Origin of the sequence: Shewanella sp. SM21 (assembly GCF_025654335.1) — a bacterium.
GTDB classification, from domain to species: domain Bacteria; phylum Pseudomonadota; class Gammaproteobacteria; order Enterobacterales; family Shewanellaceae; genus Shewanella; species Shewanella oncorhynchi.
In genome coordinates, this window is record NZ_JAKKRL010000010.1 from 135,094 (window position 1) to 152,362 (window position 17,269).

Below are 17,269 nucleotides of genomic sequence, written 5' to 3' on the forward strand. Positions count from 1 at the left end.
CTGGTGCGTTTTATTTATAAATCCCCCCTGTTTAGCACCAATTCGTTAAGCACTCATTCGTATAGTGAGTTGAGTCATTCTGCCTCTGTCTCTAAATCAACTCAGCAGATTAGATGACGCAGGCCTAACCGCATTGCTCGCTTCAGCTCATGTTAAAGAAACAGACAAAAACGACTCAAACCTCGCATTACACCAATCATATTAAACCCCAACTTTAAACTTCAGCCTTGAATTTTAGTGACATGCGAGCCCCACCCAAGTCAGGAGCACGGCCAATACGTAATGGCGAACCCATCCAACAACCAATTCTATCGACAATCGCCAGACCCATGCCATGACCGGAATTTCCGCGGCTATGCTGACCACGCACAAAAGGTTTAATCACTTGAGCAGATTCCTGTTCATCTATGCCAGGGCCATCATCGTCAACGTGTAACCACGCAATCCCATCTTCCGATGCCAACATCAGCCGGATATTGGCACGGCCAAAACGCAGCGCATTACTGAGCAAGTTATTCACCTGCATTGACAAGTACTTAGGATCTGTTTTGATGTTCAACGGTATTGGGCAGGTGATGAGTTCCACTGAAAACCCTGAGTATACTTGGCCTTGATACTTTTCCAGCAACCAAGTATTAAGCTCAATAGGTTGCCAATCAGGTTGGATATTCGCCTCATCGAGACGGGCATAGCTGAGCAGTGTCATGACCAACTCTTCCATAGTGTCCAGATCGCGGTTCAATCGCTGAAAATACTTCACCCTAAGTTGTTCGCTTTGGGTTTCTTCTAACGCCGCAATACCAAATCGCAGCCGCGCAATCGGAGTTTTTAAATCATGGGAAACTGCCCGACTAAGCAATTTATTGTCATCGATCAATTGCTGGATGCGATCTGCCATGCGATTGAATTCACTTTCTATTGTGCCTATATAGGACGCTTTACTGACCACAATTCGCTGCTGTAATTCTCCCATACCAAATGCTTGAGTCACCTTACTGAGATTAACCAGTTGGCGGATTAAAGGAGACACCCACACCAATAAAATCACCACCACACCGCCATAAAAAAGCATGGTATACAGCTTGTTCGCGTTAAAACTCACATCAGCGGGCGTCACTATCTGGGTATTGATATTCAGCACCTGACCCGTTTTAGGCAATAAATAGTGCAAAGAGATGCCATCATCGGACTCCAGCAGTAATGATTCCCCTGAATAAAACTCTGTCTTTAGGGCTGAGGGTAAGACAAAATCCGCTTCATTCACCAAAGACAATTGATCTGCATTTCGCTGATTCCAGTTGTCTATAAACGCATTATTTGGAGCGGGATCGTTATCTAAGGTTTGCGCCAGTGAGCCGCCCAGCAGTTTTAATGCCGCGAGGTGAGTTGCTGGGCTAGGCGTTTCATTATCAGGATCAATAAGTGTTGCAAACTCACTTATCGACCAGCCTAGGCTGGCAATGGCCACCAGCACGACCAGCACCAGAGAAGTCATTAACTTCTTCATAAAGCTTGCTCGGCCTCATCGCGGCAAAACAAATATCCCTTGCCACGAATGGTTTTTACTTTATAGGGCTGACTCAACGCTTCCTGCAACTTCTTGCGTAAGCGCGATATGCGAATATCCACCGAGCGGTCTAGGCCATCGTATTCAATGCCCCGCAGTTGGGCCACCAATTCATTGCGACTCACTATCGTGCCCGCCTTCAATGCCAGCAGCCACAAAACATCAAACTCATTGGCATTCAAATCCAGCGGCTGTTTATCAATGGTGACTGACTTTGCCGTCGCATTTAACACTAAAGAATCAAACACTAATTGCTGCTTTTGCTCCTCATCACTCACTCGGCGTAACAGGGCCTTTATCCGCGCTAACAGCACCTGTGGTCGAATCGGCTTAGTGAGGTAATCATCAGCCCCGGCATCTAACCCGCGGATTTCATCGCCGTCCTCAACGCAAGCCGTCATAAATAAAATGGGCCCAGTATAAAATGCCCTGGCCTCCTTACACACATCGAAGCCATTCTTAACGGGCATCATCACGTCGAGTAGCACTAAGTCAGGCATCTCATCGGCTATCATCTCTAAGGCAAAATCACCTTGGCTGGCCACTGTGACTCCGTAACCGTGATCCAGTAAATAATCACTGATCCACTCTGCCAGTGAGGTATCGTCCTCTACGACTAAGATATGCTTTGCAACTGACATATTAGAATAACCTCCAACCGGACTGACTCTGTTTAGGGGCCTTATAAACCCATGTCACGACCACTTTAACTTGCGCGAGCGGTTGCACATCATCATTACGGATAAGACTAAAAGTCGCCGTTTTATCCCCTTCAAAACTATATTGATATTCTTGCAAAGCTTTGCCAGTCCAGCAGGTTAACTGGTGCTGACGGTCTGTCAGTATGAGGCAGTACTCGCCGCTCGCGGGTGTCTGCCATCGAAACAATACATCCTGATAGCAAGTTTGCCCTTTATGCAGTGCAATGCAGCGTTCTGGGGTTGCGGTAAAAATAACGGCATCATCCTGACTCCAAGCCAAAAAAGGCGCGCTCAGCATCACTACCGCTAACAATTGATAAAATCGGTTCATGCCCTCCTCCTAAAACACATAGCTAAGAGAAGCATTAAAATACGATGTATAACTCGCTTGATTGAAGGGACTGTCGGTCACTTCTTGGGATAACACATTGAAGCGATACATGGCCCGAAAGACAAAATTTTCACTCAGCGGATAGGCAACCCCTAACTCCATGCCGTAACTGAAAGAGCTATCCGGTCGATACTCGGGAAAGCGTTCAGTGGCTTCTTCCTTACTGATCCCAAAAAGATAGCGATTCAAGGTGGCAGATGAGTAACCTACGCTCCCCAATACGTGAAAATTCCAATTACGAACCTGCCAAGACTTACCCAATCTGGCAGAACTTTGAATACCTTGATCATCATAATAATCAGATACTAATCTATACTGAAAAACATAGTTATCGCCCCAATAACGTGTGGCACGAAAACCGGCACCAACATAGAGAGAATCTTCCGATAGTAGATAAGCATTGCGGCCAGCTTCATCCAGCGTACTGGGATCCACATCAGGACGGGACCAAGAACCTTGCAAGTTAGCCAATAGCAGTTCTAATGACCAATCCTCTGAGCTCCACAGATTAAATCCCAAATTAATGCCATCTTGAGATTGATGGATCATCTCAACAAACAGCCCTTTGTACTGGTACATGCCACTGACTAACAGCGACAACTGTGCAGAACCTGAATCCGTTTGCCGAACATCGACTTGATTAATCCCGTAAACACTCATGCCCAGCTCAAAATCACCGCCGTCTGCAAGGCGATTAGTTCCTCCAGTAACACTGCTCGCAATATCTGATGCTGCAGCGGTTCTAGGAAGAATGCTCAGTGTTAACACAAGAAGCCAAAGAATACGCATGCCCATTTAATTCACATTTTTAGTCGTTATTTAGCGCTACATATTACAACAGTTTGTTGCAAGTCACTGCACAACCAGTATCATTTTTACGGCAATTGTGTGTCGGATAACAAGAGAGACCTATATCCCAAACAACTTGAATCCTGCATCTTCAAATTGTTTGGGGATATACACACCTCACATTGAGTTAAGGCACAAATGAGGCTCAAGCTAAGATGAAGTGGCGCAGTTAAGTTAACCACTGTCAGTCGTTGGCACACTGAATTATGGGCTAATGCATTTAAACAACTCGCACCTTAAACTGCTGCATCGTTTCCCTCAATGAATTCGCCTGCTTAGACAGTGACTCGCTGGCTTTAGCTGTTTCGTTAGCGCTGCTGAGTACCAACTCACCCGAATCACGAATCGCATTAATGCGCTCACTAATATCTTCGGCGGTCACGGCTTGCTCCTCACTAGCGGTCGCGACTTGAGTATTAGCCTGAGTCAGTTCAGTCAACGCATCTAAAATCTCAAATAAGTGTTGCTTGGCTTGATTAACGAGCAGTGATGACTCACTGATTTGCTTATCGTTATTGGCGAAGGATTCGACTGAGGATTTGGCATCTTTCACGAGTGTTTGGATAAGATCGCTGATCTCCTGCGTGGCCGTTTGACTGCGCGTTGCCAATGCCCGCACTTCTTCGGCAACGACAGCAAAACCACGACCTTGATCTCCCGCCCGTGCCGCTTCAATCGATGCATTCAAAGCTAATAAGTTCGTCTGCCCCGCAATCGCATCGACCACTGAAACAAAGTTGAGGATTTTTCCCGTACTTGCCTGAACCTGTTGAATAAGTTGATTTGAATACTGGGCGCTGGCAACCAACTGCTTCGAGATTTTTTCGCTCGCATCGACAACTTCACAACTTTCTTTCACTTTATGCTCGGCTTGTCCCGCTGAGTACGAAGCGGTTTCGGCACTGCTCGCCACTTCAGTGATCGTTGCCGCCATTTGGGTCATAGAAGCAGCTACTTGATCGGTATTATCTTGCTGCCTCAACATGGCCTCACGATTGTTCTCGGCCACCGCATTAAGCTCGGTCACCATAGAGGCAATTTCTTCACTTCGAGCAATCACTTGGCCAACAGTTTTACTTAAGGTCCACGCCATTTGATTCATACTGACGGTAAGTTCGCCTAATTCATCCTTGGAATCGACACGTAACTCTTGGTTAAAGTTGCCCTTTTCCATCATGGCGGCAGAATTACGTAACCGATTGATAGATTTGACCATGTATTGACTGCAAGCGATGCCAATCAATAATCCTATGACTAAAGACACTATCGAAATAATCGTTAAGCCATAAATCGCCCTGAGTTCTTCTTCCTCAGTCACAGAAACCGCAGTTTGGGTCATTTGCTCTAAACGCTCAACGAATTGCCTCAGCTCAGTATTAAATTCGTTTTGCGCAATCTCTAAAGATTCAACCCGCTTAGCCAAGGCTGCAGGTTCTTCTTTTTGCTGTATTCCAGTAATCACAGTGGCAAGCAGGGCTTCATAATTACCAAAACGTTGAATAATAGTGCCAATCTCTTGATTTAACTGCTGAGTTTTTTCATGTAATTGCGGATTTTCAGCCTCTTTTAATGCCTCATTGAGCATAGACTGAGTCGAGAGTAACTCCTTGCTAATGTCTTCATTGTTCTTGATAACATCCGCAATAAAAGCCACTAAAATTTGCTGGCTCGATGCGGTTTCAATGTCCGCGGCACGAAACGCTTTTTCTAGAATGACAGAGCTTTCAAGCTGCTTAATGGTGATGTCTGTCGATAGCCTGACTAATGGAATATTCTCTTCTGCAATGCCATGAATTTCCTCCGATACACGCTGCATCTTCAACAGACTAAATCCAGACAAAATCAAGATCAGCACTAACATCACCCCAACGAGGGCGATCATCTTATGTTTAATCCGTAAGTCTTTTAAAAGCTTCACCATAAAACTACTCTCCAGCAAAACACTGACAACGAAGGACGTCCAATTTAGGATAGTCGGAGTTTTAACTTTCGGTGGATGAATTAAGCGTAAAGTATTAGCTGAATTTAAAAGAAAAACTTAAACATTAGAAAAATCGCATCATAGCTAAGCTCAATGATGCGTTAGAGTCTAAAACCGTTTAAGGCGTGCGAAATATCTATTAGGCAACAGTTTGAACAGACCTTGGTGAAATTAGGCGTTCAATACCACTGTCCGATACCAACGCCTCAACAAACCGCTAAAACTTGCATTCACATGGCAGATCACAGAAGATCCCATGGCCTTTTTCATTGCCTTTAGCCTCATCTATGACTCAACCTGCATCGCCTACGCCAAATACTGTGACTAACACAGCGACGAATACAATGGCTGACATTGAAACAGCCCATGCCTCAGCGAGTGCTATGCCTGATACCACAGTGACACTTTGCTCATCTGAGGCATATCAGCTAAATGCTCAGATTCGGTCGCAATTCCCAGCGTTAAATCAACTGCTTGATGTCTATCCCTTGTGTTATCTCGACACCGCAGCCACCAGCCAGAAACCGCAAATGGTGTTAGATGTGATGGCGCAGTTTTACGCTAACGACAATGCGAATGTACACCGTGCTGCACATCAGTTATCAGCGCGTTCGACCTTAAGCTATGAAAACGTGCGCGATCAGTTGCAACAATTTTTGAAGGCAAAACGCCGCGAAGAAATCATTTTTACCCACGGCACCACAGAATCAATCAACTTAGTCGCCTTTGGGCTGACTACCCAATTAAGCGCTGGCGATGTGATATTAATCGACGCCGCCGCTCACCACGCCAATATAGTGCCTTGGCAGGAACTGGCGAAACGCACAGGGGCAATGATTAAACCAATCCCGCTCTGTCAGGATTGCCGCTTAGATATTAACGCCTATAAAACCTTGCTCGAGTTAAAGCCTAAAATCGTCGCCCTATGTCATGTTTCCAACGCCCTAGGTACAGTCAATCCCGTGGCTCAGCTAGTGCAGTTAGCGAAAAAACAAGGTGCTATCACCTTAGTTGATGGCGCGCAGGCAGTGGCGCATTTAACGCTGGATGTGACTGAAATCGATTGTGATTTTTACGTCTTCTCGGGGCATAAAATGTATGGTCCCACTGGTGTTGGTGTGCTTTACGGCCGTTTCGACGCGTTAGATAATCTCGCGCCACTATTAACTGGCGGCGAGATGATTAAACGCGTGAGTTTTGAGGCGACAGAATTTGGCAACCTGCCGAATCGCTTAGAAGCGGGCACACCGCCGATTGCTGAAGTCATAGGTTTGGGCGCGGCCATTACATTTTTACAAACCGAGCTCACTCCGCAGGTTCAAGCTTATGAAGCTGAACTAGTTAACTATTTACAAAGCCAATTGCGCGCGCTCGGTGAAGTGCATTTATACGGCGCCTTTGATGACAATATCGGCGTCGTCGCCTTTAATCTTGCCGATGAACATCACCAAGATGTGGGCATTTTACTGGATCAACAAGGTATTGCCGTGCGCTGCGGCCATCACTGCGCCATGCCATTAATGCAGAGTCTGAATCTTAAGGGCTGTTGCCGCGCCTCTATCGGTATCTACACCAATAAAGACGATATCGACCGCTTTATTGCCGCGTTAGCCTCGGTAAAAGACTTGCTGCTGTAATCCAGCATTTAGCCACTGCTCTACGCCACTCATACGATGCTCAAAATAAGTTAGATAGGATTTAGCCCTATGACAGATTCAATCATGCCTATGCCAAATGAGGCCGATTTTCACTATTTAGTGCAAGATGCCGAAACCTTGCTGGCGCGTTTTACCAATGCCCCTAACTGGCAGGAAAGATATCGCCAAATTATGTTGTTAGGGAAAGACTTACCAAGTTTAAGCCCTCAGCTTCGCATCGAGGCCGCTCAAGTAAAAGGCTGTGAAAGTGATGCGTGGATTTATCATCTAGAACAGGCTGGCAGGCACTATTATTTAGCCGACAGCGATGCCCGCATCGTTAAGGGATTGATTGGATTATTGCTTGGCGCCTGCCATGGTAAAAGCCGCGCTGAAATCCAAGCATTTGATCCTATAGCTTACTTCAAACAATTGGGCCTAGAAGGTCAGCTCAGCCCATCGCGCACCAACGGCCTTAACTCACTGGCAAAAGCAATGCTTGAAGCCACTCGATAATCATAACCCGAGGGTTTTCATTTACTGCGACAAGCAATAATTGAAACCACTCGGCAACAACAAATAATCACAACTCTTGCTCAGGGGCAAAGGCCAAAAAAGGGATTTAATCAAAGACTTCTACGCCCTAAAAAGGTATAAAGAAGTTACATTTGCGTTATTGATAGGAACCGAGCATGCCCATCAAGGCAGTCAATCACTACCGTCGTACACTCCTTAAAGGTCTTGGCGCAGCAACTCTGTTAAGTCCACTCGCCAGTTTACCTAGCTTTGCCGCCCAACAAAGGCGGATATATGTCGATGGTTTATCCTTCCTTCCCGATGACTTAAATGATGTAACTGCCGCTAAGCTCGATGCCTATCTTTGCGATATTTCGGCTATTGAGACCATAGAACAAGCCGATGGCACTCAAAACTACAAACGCACCTATAAAGCTTGTATGGAAAGCATTAAGCAGGCCGCTAAACGGGTGAGCGATCATCCCGATATTTTACTGCAAGGTCTGAGGGGGCGAGATATTCAACGTGCCCGCGACAGCCAGCGCACTGCGGTATACTTTCAAATCCAAGGCGCAGATTGTGTCGAAGAAGACAGTGAAGCTAACCAGTGGGCGCGGGTAGATGAGTTTCATCAACAAGGGCTACGCGTACTGCAACTCACCCACCATTACGGCAATACCTTTGCCGGTGGCGCCTTAGATAATGATGCCAGTGGCGGACTCAATAAACCACTCACGGCCCACGGGCACGAGCTTATCGCCAAACTCAATCATGCCAATATCTTAGTCGATGTGAGTCACTCCAGCGCTCAAACCGCTTTAGATGTCGCAAAAATCACTAAATCACCCATAGTGCAAAGCCACGGCGCAGCGCGCGGTATAGTAAACCATGCCCGTTGTTCTCCCGATGAAGTGATCCGCGCCATCGGCGATAGCGGCGGCGTATTCGGCGTATTTATGATGAGTTTCTGGCTTACCAATAATGCCGTGCCCACGATTGATGATTATATTCGACAACTGGAATACGTTATGCGTGTTGGTGGAGTGGACTGCGTGGCAATCGCTAATGACTTCCCGCTCCGAGGCCAAGAAAACCTACTGGCACTCGGCAATGACAACGCCAAAGGCATTAAAGAATATCAAGAATGGTGGTACAGCCTGAGGGCGAAAGGCGTGCTAGGTTTTGATGCAGAGCCAAGGCATGTAGTAATCCCCGAGCTGAATCATATCGACCGCATGAGCCGTATCGACGATGCCTTAGCCAAGGCGCGCTTTAAATCTACCGACCGCGACCGTTTTATGGGTGGTAACTGGCAAAGAGTGCTCAACAAAGTGCTACTGTAAATGCCATTGTTTTATCGTCATGTTTAATTTACTTTGTCGATAAATTTACTGGCTTATCAGCTTGTTTCAGTCTTGGATATTCTATGCTGACCACACTCGCTATTTTCAATTATCGCTCTCTGCGTGAAATCGTCTTGCCCCTAGGGCAACTCAATTTGATCACTGGGGCGAATGGCAGTGGTAAATCGAATCTATACAAGGCACTACGTTTACTCGCACAAACGGCGCAAGGCGGCGTTGTCAATGCTTTAGCCCAAGAAGGCGGACTCGACTCCAGCTTTTGGGCGGGACCAGAAAACCCCACCAAAAATATGCTAGCAGGCGACACCGCCATTGAAGCCACCGTCAGGCAAGCGCCAAAACGCCTAAAGCTTGGATTTGCTGGCGAAGATTTTAGCTATCTTATTGAACTCGGTTTACCCAAACCCGACGCCACTACGCTGTTTGGCTTAGATCCACAAATCAAGCGCGAAGCCATTTGGAACGGGCCTAAGTATAGACCCTCAACTGTATTGGTTGAGCGCCGTGGTCCTATGGTGAAGAGTCGCAGTGCTGACGGACAAGGCTGGATAACCTTAGGCGCACACCTGCAAACCGGCGACAGTATTTTTACCGAACTTGCCGATCCAGAGCGCAGCCCTGAAGTGCTCAAGCTTCGCGACAGTATCCGCGCATGGCGCTTTTACGATCACTTCAGAACCGATGCAGAAGCGCCAGCCCGTCGTCCACAATTAGGTACAGCCACGCCAGTATTGCACCACGATGGGCGCGACCTTGCATCAGCAATTCAAACCATTTTTGAGATAGGTGATAAAACGGCTTTTGATCATGCGGTGAGCGATGCGTTTCCCGGTGCTAAAGTTCGCATTGAACCCCAAGCGGGCGGTATTTTAGTACTCGCATTTCATCAAAATGGCTTATTAAGGCCACTCAATGCCAGTGAATTGTCGGATGGCACCCTGCGCTATTTGCTGTTAATCGCCGCCCTACTGACCCCAAGACCGCCAGAGCTTATGGTGTTAAATGAGCCAGAAACTAGCCTACATCCCGACTTATTACCTGCGCTTGCACGCTTAATCGCTAAGGTATCGGAAGAGTGCCAGTTGTGGGTGGTTTCCCATGCTAATCGGCTTATTAATGCCTTAAGTCAATTTGAACACTGCAATACCTTAGCCTTAGACAAAACCTTAGGCCAAACGCAGATCCAAGGCCAAGACTTACTCAATACGCCCAGTTGGCTATGGCAGAATCGTTAACCTATAGCCTTAATTAATCGTAAAATACCGCGAGCCATAGGGTTTCTGAACTTATAGAAGTCGAAGCGACTCGATGTTTTTGATGGGGCGGAATCGTTAAGTAATCTCCAGGGGTTAGCGTAACGGGTTCACCTTGTTCAAATTCAAGCGTCGCCTCGCCTTTGAGCAGCATCACCCATTCATGTTGAGTTTGATCGTACCATTGACCTTCGGGCGTAGATTGCCCATTGGAAACGATGCGCTCAATGGTCACAGTGTTATTGCCCGCCAGTTTTTCAAACACTTCCACCGATAAATCTGTGGGAAATTTTGCAAAAAAGTTATCAAGCATTTTGTCTTTATTCCTCTGCTTTTATTAATGTGCCACTCTGATTAAACGGTATTTGGAGCAATCAAGCATTGAGAAACTAATCCATAAACCGCTATGATATGCGCACAGAAATACTCAATTGCCATGAGTATCCCTCAGATAAGCTTATTGTTTTACATATGGATATGGAGATTTCCCCCAATGTCGTTGTTTCGCGCACTCAAAGCCAAGTTATTTCCCTCAAACCAAACTAGCCGCGTTCCAAAAGACATTCATCTTCAAACTGAATCACAAACACTCAGCCAAGAACAAGATTTAACGCAGGAGCCGTCAGTTGCTGCGCCGCTATTCCAGCGTCATTTCAGCTTAAAAATTCATGCGACAAAGGCAGACGCGACTTCTTGCGAAGAAAATGCCGACCACGGCTTAACTCTCTATCACTACGATACGCCCCAAGTCATAGAACTCTTGGGCTGGGAAAACGCCAATGAATGCTGCGACTTCCACCATACCGAATTCGACCGCCTCGAAATCAGCAATCAATTCCCTTTCCCCGAGCAGCACTTTTGGCTCGACAAGGTAAAAGTGTGCAGTATCACCCCCAAAAAGAACAGCCAAATAAAGGCGTTGTGGCAAGTTGAGCTTAACAATCTCGATGCATTATTGATAAGCCACTTTACCCTCGATGCAGACAATATAGTGCAAGGCGATATTCAAGATTACGCCAGCCTAACAGGCCAACTGCACCGCACTTTTCACCAACTCAATACTGAAGATGGTGCGGGTATACTTAGAATCATCACCCAAAGCCCAGGACTTACCCAAGCCGTCGATTCAAACTATTTTGGCGAACGTAATGGCGTGACCCGTCAATTCAATGCCCTAGGTACCCTGTTATTTGAAGGCAACTTTATTAATGATCAGCAACTTGGAACACAAACGTGGTACGACCATGAGGGCAAGATCAATCAAATAGACGATCGCCATCCCCAAGGTCAATTTATTCAATACTTTTATGGCAATGGTCAGCTTAAAGAAACCGCCGAACAAGATAGCAATGGCTATTATATCAATACGTTAACTCGCCACTATGAATCTGGACAAATACAGCTGATCCGGCCCTTAGTGCAAGATGTTATCCACGGAATTGAAAAACAATATTACCCTGATGGTTCACTAGAAGCTGAAAGATATTACAACCAAGGCTATGAATATGAAGCCGTTTGGTATCATCCCAATGGAGCAATTAAACAAAAAGTGTGTAACGATGTGACGGGTAAAGTCATTGAAGAGTTTTACGACTCAGGTAAGCCTGCATGGCGTGAACCCTTCAATACCGAAGGCCAATTACATGGCGAACATGTAAAATGGTATCCCAATGGCCAAATTGAAGAAAAAATCTATTTTGAGGATGGCAAAGAACAAGGCATGGCCCTTTGGTATCATGACAATGGTCAACTCGCCCTTGAGATCTATCTTGAAAAGGGACTCAGGGAAGGTCTATTTAGAAGCTATTATAAAAGTGGCGTGCTTTCGGCCGAAGGCCAATATAAAAATAATCTCTCGGTAGCCCCTTTTATTGAATACCACGAAAACCAGCAAATTCAGATGTACTTACCGCACACACAGGGCAACCGTGATGGCACAGCTCGCTGGTTTTATGAAGATGGCACGATACGTACAATTTCTGAATATGAAGTTCGTGATGGCCAAGGCTACCTCAAAGAGTCCAGCTTTTATAATAACAAAGGGATCCTCGAATCCTATCAGAGTCACTCGAATACCCGCTGCGGCTATAATCTTGATAATAATCAAAGGGAATACTATCAAGAAGGTATTGCCGATACTCGCATCGAATACTATGAAGATGGCGCCATTCGCTGGTTACTCACCCGTACGCAAGAGGATTTATTTAGCTCTAAATCCTTGTCCCCTCAAGGTTTAATTTTAGAAACTGGCACAATCCAAATTACTAATGGTCGTTACCTCGATATCGGCCATTGGCAACGTTTTACGCCCCAAGGAAAAGTGTACCGCGAAGCCTGGCTAGATGAACAAGGACAACTGATAGAAAGCCGTCACTACTTTGATTTTCATGAAAATATAGCAACTCAGGAAGATGAAGAACCTGAATGGGATAGCCCAGAAAATCCTAGTTATGACTATGATGAAGACGATGCTGATGGGCAAAGTAACGGACCAAATAACCGTACGGATGACAGCGAACATCATGCTAGCAATAGTAGAAATAACGCATATTTATCTCGTCAGAAGTATCACGCACCCAATGGCAATACCGCGACAAAACAGCGAGAAGATAAAACAATAGCAGATGTCGCCACTCACACCGAAGAACCCATATTGGCTTATCACTTAAAATTTGATGATGAAAGCAAGCTTTATGCAATGAAACGCTATCATCCCAATCGCCAGATTGCAGAAGAAGGTAATTTACAAATTCAAGGACAGGAGCAATTCTGGGTCGGCATCCACAATCAATACGATGAGCAAGGCAAACTCAAGCTTTCCGAAACCTATACTATGGCGGGCGAACCGATAGAGCACTCCACTAGCACAAGTAGGATAGTGTTAAATTAATCAAGCAGATTTGAATCACACTCGATAGCGAGGATAGGTAAGCCCAGATAAAACTTGGCTTACCTTACTCACATTAACCGTCAGCTTGCGATAACAATTCCAAGCTTGATAGCACTAAATGAATCTAAGTCGCAGCACTAAGACTAAAGTGCAAAAGTGGCAATAGTCTTTTGAATACCCACGACATCCGTGCCACGCTTGAGTTCTTTGACTAAAGGTTCACTCTGGCCTGAGATCCAAATTTTAAGCTCTGCATCCATATCAAAATGCCCTGTCGTTTCCACTTCAAAATGGGTAATAGATTTATAAGGTATTGAATGGTAAGTAACCTTCTTGCCTGTAAGTCCCTGCTTATCAATTAAGATCAGGCGTTTATTGGTGAAAATAAACAAATCACGGATCACTTTGTAGGCGAGTTTTAATTCTTCTTGAATGCCCATGATAGGCCTTAATTCCTCGGCTAATTCCTGTAAATCAACCTCAGCAGCATTACCGAGTAAACCGTCTAACAATCCCATTTTAACATCCCTTATTATTGATATTATTTTCAATAAGATATCTGCTCATTACCGCATGTGCAATATAAGGCTTTGATGAAAATATGAGAGTGACGCTGGTGAGAGCAACATCAATGAGAGGTAGGCTGGTGTAGGTGCGTGGATGTAGCTGAATAGGTGCTAGGAGCATTGCACTCGGGCAATGCTCCTAATGACAAATATTAAAGGTGCTTCTGGCCTCGCACTTGACGGTTTTCACCGACCACCATCATTTCGCATTTAGGGCAGTCGAATACCAACTTGAGCACATCATTGCCGATTTCAAGCACCATAGGATCGGCCTTGATGCCTGGTACTTCCTTCGGACACAAATTAAAGTTAAAGCGCAGACAATGCTTAGTGATCATCAATGGCACGTCTTCGGTGACGCCATTTTTCTCATAGGTGTCTTGGATCTCAATTACGCCGTGGCGTTGATAAAAATCCTTAGCCTTTTCGTTGGCAACATTACCTAAGTAACTCAAATGCTTGACGGGATAGACTGCATCTTGATTATGCTTCCACGGCAATGGACGCACATAACCTTGCACACGAGCAGCCTCTAGAGCGGCCACACCATCACGGCGCAGACCATTGAGCACAGATGCAGGCAAGAACCAAGCTTGGGCCGTATCGATACTAATGCTACGGGCAACAAAGTCGGTACTGCCGAGCTTACCCAGCTGAGTGCGAGTATTTTGTAAGGTCTTATCGACATCAGTCGCAGGCGTCTTCTCTACCACTAAATTCACTGTGGCTGTAAGGCCATAGATATCCGTCAATGTCAGTGCCAGTCCTTCTTGGGTGTCGCTCAACCGTAAATCGACGCCGATAATCCGCTTAGAAGATTCTTTCGATAACAGGGCTTCGAAGGCTTGGTTATGGTTACGGTACAAAGTCATGCCGACCTTTAAATCCTTTGGCACCTGCAATATATGCAGTTTTAACCCTTCGGCGCGGTTAACCCGCAGGCCTTGCAGCTTGTCATCGGATTGTTTTGCCATAGCAAAATTCGCGGGGAAAAACGCTAAGCCATCGCCGTTATTAAACTCATGGGTCGAACTCACTTGGATAAAGTCTTTACCTATGCTGACCACTTTACCGACTTCTTCGCCTATGTATTTGGGCGAGCGAAAATCTTTAATTCCTTGGCTACGTTCGTTAACAAAGTAATCTGTACTGCCACGGTTAAAGGTCTTTTCAGGATCAGGGGTAAAACTATGTTCGCAGCGGCCGTGGGATGAAGCCTTAAACTCAGGGCGACGCGCCATAATCGCATCCAGCTTTTGGCGATAATGCGCGGTGACGTTTTTAACGTAACTTAAATCCTTTAAGCGACCTTCAATCTTAAACGAGCGAATGCCCGCATCAATGAGCGCTTCGAGGTTTTCAGTTTGGTTATTGTCTTTTAAAGACAATAAGTGTTCATTCTGCGCTAATACATCCCCTTGACGTGTTTTAAGATTCCCCGGCAGGCGGCACATTTGCGAGCATTCACCGCGGTTAGCACTGCGGTTACTAAAGGAATGACTCAAGTTACACAAACCACTGTAAGCCACACACAAAGCACCGTGGATAAAGAATTCGAGTTGCATATTGGTATGCGCGGCGACATCACGGATTTGGCTTAAGCCCAATTCACGGGCAAGCACCACCTGAGAAAAACCAACTTGCTCTAAAAACGCCACTTTTTCTGGACTGCGGTTATCCATTTGGGTACTGGCATGCAGGGCAATCGGCGGCAAATTGAGTTGTAATACGCCCATGTCCTGCACAATCAGCGCGTCAGCTCCCGCTTCGTACAATTGCCAAATGAGTTTTTCGGCGTCGGCCAGTTCGTTATCCATCAAAATGGTATTGAGGGCGACAAATACCTGAGCATGGTATTGATGAGCATAAGTGCACAGGCGCGCGATATCTTCAACACTGTTACCCGCCGTTGCCCGCGCACCAAATGCAGGACCACCTATGTATACCGCATCGGCACCATGGCGTATGGCTTCGATACCGTAGTCAGCATTTTTTGCAGGCGCCAATAACTCAAGACGGTTGTGGACGTGAGAAAGATTCTCGGGAGTGTATATCTCTGGCTGGCTCATGGCTTCACAGACTCAAAATGATCATTAACGAAAAGGACGGGAGTATAACAAAAACTCAAATACAGCTCTATCAGCAAATCATCAACTAATCCGCTTTACTTTTGTCAGCGAGGATAATGGCACAGCCGATCTTTGGGCCTCACACTTGCACCCTCAAGCCGAGCAGAGTATCTTTGCCCCGCATTGACGAATAGGCACTATTTATGACTGATTTTATTTACCAACCACCGACCACTCCTTTGCTCGATATTCTTTATCAAGATAAAGACATTATCGTCATCAACAAACCTTCAGGATTGTTGTCTGTGCCCGGTCGCGACCCCGCCCATTACGACAGTGTCTATGCCCGGGTAAAAGCAGAGCATCCCCATTGTCAAATCGTCCATCGCCTCGATATGGCGACCTCTGGTGTGATAGTTGTCGCCCTTATTCGTAGCGCCGAGCGGGAATTAAAACGTCAGTTCCACGATAGAGAAACCAGCAAGACCTATTATGCAAGGGTCGCAGGCCATGTCAAAAATGACACTGGCAGCATTGATTATCCACTGATCTGCAACTGGCCAAATCGCCCTAAACAGAAAGTCGATCATCTTGTTGGCAAACCGTCTTTGACTCACTACCAAGTAATGAGCCGCGCCAAACGCTCAACGCTGGTTAAACTGACGCCAATCACAGGCCGCTCACACCAATTACGGGTGCATATGATGGCGCTAGGTCATCCGATCTTAGGTGATGGTTTTTATGCCGACTCACTGGCAAAATCCTTAGCGCCTCGACTATTACTACATGCAGCAGAGCTCACCATCAAACATCCCTACTCAGGTGTCAGTATGACTTTTAGCGCAAAAGTCCCTTTTTGTGAGCCTTTGGGTGAACAATGATCACTAAAATCAAATAATACGGGCAAAATCGGTAGCAATTCCCCATAAAAAAACGTAACTTTATGACAATTCACTACGTTATAGAGAGTTTATTTATGGATACCGCATTTCAGCGCGATCAACTCGATAATCATATCCTCGAAGCCCTAATGCAGGATGCCCGCACACCCTTTGCCGAACTCGCTAAACGCTTTAGCGTTAGCGCCGGCACTATCCATGTTCGGGTAGAAAAAATGAAGCAAGCGGGGATCATTACAGGTGCGCAAATCACGGTAAACCCTAAAGCCCTAGGCTATGACGTTTGCTGTTTTATCGGTATCAACCTTAAAAGTGCTGGCGATTACCCCGCAGCTATCGCCAAACTCAACGCTCTCGAAGAAGTCGTCGAAGCCTATTACACCACAGGCAACTACAGTATTTTCGTCAAGGTCATGTGCCAATCCATCGATGGTTTACAGCACGTACTCATCAATCGCATTCAATCTATCGATGAAATCCAGTCGACAGAAACCTTGATCAGCCTACAAAACCCAATCGTCAGAGCGGTTAAACCTTAAACAGGAAAAACAGCAAACACCTACAAACAACATAACAAATACCAAAG

15 protein-coding genes are annotated in these 17,269 nt (G+C 46.0%); 7 read left to right on the forward strand and 8 right to left on the reverse strand.

Annotated features, from left to right (window positions below; genetic code table 11):
* Positions 1-214: 214 nt before the first annotated feature.
* The 5 genes from L5L94_RS15005 to L5L94_RS15025 all read right to left on the reverse strand — a co-directional run bounded on the left by L5L94_RS15005 (position 215) and on the right by L5L94_RS15025 (position 5,429).
* Positions 215-1,507, reverse strand: coding sequence for an ATP-binding protein (locus tag L5L94_RS15005; protein ID WP_263163808.1), 1,293 nt, complete (start codon positions 1,505-1,507; stop codon positions 215-217).
* Positions 1,504-2,208, reverse strand: coding sequence for a response regulator transcription factor (locus tag L5L94_RS15010; RefSeq protein ID WP_105250123.1), 705 nt, complete (start codon positions 2,206-2,208; stop codon positions 1,504-1,506). Before L5L94_RS15010 ends, L5L94_RS15005 begins: the two co-directional genes overlap by 4 nt.
* A gap of 1 nt (position 2,209) precedes the next feature.
* Positions 2,210-2,599, reverse strand: a complete 390-nt coding sequence (locus L5L94_RS15015; RefSeq protein WP_219254491.1) for a DUF3019 domain-containing protein — start codon at positions 2,597-2,599, stop codon at positions 2,210-2,212.
* A 9-nt stretch (positions 2,600-2,608) separates the two neighbouring features.
* Positions 2,609-3,448 carry a MipA/OmpV family protein gene (locus L5L94_RS15020; protein ID WP_028761859.1) on the reverse strand — a complete coding sequence of 280 codons (840 nt, stop codon included), beginning with the start codon at positions 3,446-3,448 and terminating at the stop codon, positions 2,609-2,611.
* Positions 3,449-3,728: 280 nt separating this feature from the next.
* Positions 3,729-5,429, reverse strand: a complete 1,701-nt coding sequence (locus L5L94_RS15025; protein ID WP_263163811.1) for a methyl-accepting chemotaxis protein — start codon at positions 5,427-5,429, stop codon at positions 3,729-3,731.
* A 347-nt stretch (positions 5,430-5,776) separates the two neighbouring features.
* Here L5L94_RS15025 and L5L94_RS15030 point away from each other — a divergent pair, with 347 nt between their 5' ends.
* From L5L94_RS15030 to L5L94_RS15045, 4 genes are all read left to right on the forward strand, one after another.
* On the forward strand, positions 5,777-7,126 hold the full coding sequence (locus L5L94_RS15030) for a cysteine desulfurase (RefSeq protein ID WP_263163812.1): 1,350 nt from the start codon (positions 5,777-5,779) through the stop codon (positions 7,124-7,126).
* Positions 7,127-7,195: 69 nt separating this feature from the next.
* Complete coding sequence (locus L5L94_RS15035; protein WP_263163813.1) at positions 7,196-7,642, forward strand: SufE family protein; 447 nt, start codon at positions 7,196-7,198, stop codon at positions 7,640-7,642.
* Between the two features lie 176 nt (positions 7,643-7,818).
* Complete coding sequence (locus L5L94_RS15040; RefSeq protein ID WP_263163815.1) at positions 7,819-8,985, forward strand: dipeptidase; 1,167 nt, start codon at positions 7,819-7,821, stop codon at positions 8,983-8,985.
* A gap of 83 nt (positions 8,986-9,068) precedes the next feature.
* Positions 9,069-10,241, forward strand: a complete 1,173-nt coding sequence (locus L5L94_RS15045) for an AAA family ATPase (protein ID WP_263163816.1) — start codon at positions 9,069-9,071, stop codon at positions 10,239-10,241.
* A gap of 13 nt (positions 10,242-10,254) precedes the next feature.
* On the opposite strand, the gene L5L94_RS15050 is transcribed toward L5L94_RS15045, so the two are convergent.
* A complete protein-coding gene (locus L5L94_RS15050; RefSeq protein ID WP_263163818.1) occupies positions 10,255-10,572 on the reverse strand; it encodes a cupin domain-containing protein in 318 nt (105 codons plus the stop codon).
* Between the two features lie 180 nt (positions 10,573-10,752).
* Here L5L94_RS15050 and L5L94_RS15055 point away from each other — a divergent pair, with 180 nt between their 5' ends.
* Positions 10,753-13,149, forward strand: coding sequence for a toxin-antitoxin system YwqK family antitoxin (locus tag L5L94_RS15055; RefSeq protein WP_263163820.1), 2,397 nt, complete (start codon positions 10,753-10,755; stop codon positions 13,147-13,149).
* 143 nt (positions 13,150-13,292) lie between these two features.
* Here L5L94_RS15055 and L5L94_RS15060 read toward each other — a convergent pair whose 3' ends face one another.
* Entirely contained in the window at positions 13,293-13,667 is a 375-nt protein-coding gene (locus tag L5L94_RS15060; RefSeq protein WP_105250128.1) for a PH domain-containing protein, read from the reverse strand.
* 200 nt (positions 13,668-13,867) lie between these two features.
* The gene (locus tag L5L94_RS15065; RefSeq protein WP_168824801.1) at positions 13,868-15,784 is read right to left on the reverse strand and encodes a peptidase U32 family protein; all 1,917 of its coding nucleotides are present in this window, start codon (positions 15,782-15,784) and stop codon (positions 13,868-13,870) included.
* A 203-nt stretch (positions 15,785-15,987) separates the two neighbouring features.
* On the opposite strand from L5L94_RS15065, the gene rluA reads away from it, so the two are divergent.
* Together rluA and asnC are read left to right on the forward strand one after the other, a co-directional pair.
* Complete coding sequence (rluA, locus tag L5L94_RS15070; protein ID WP_263163822.1) at positions 15,988-16,665, forward strand: bifunctional tRNA pseudouridine(32) synthase/23S rRNA pseudouridine(746) synthase RluA; 678 nt, start codon at positions 15,988-15,990, stop codon at positions 16,663-16,665.
* Positions 16,666-16,760: 95 nt separating this feature from the next.
* Positions 16,761-17,222, forward strand: coding sequence for a transcriptional regulator AsnC (asnC, locus tag L5L94_RS15075; RefSeq protein ID WP_006080290.1), 462 nt, complete (start codon positions 16,761-16,763; stop codon positions 17,220-17,222).
* The last annotated feature ends 47 nt before the right edge of the window (positions 17,223-17,269 follow it).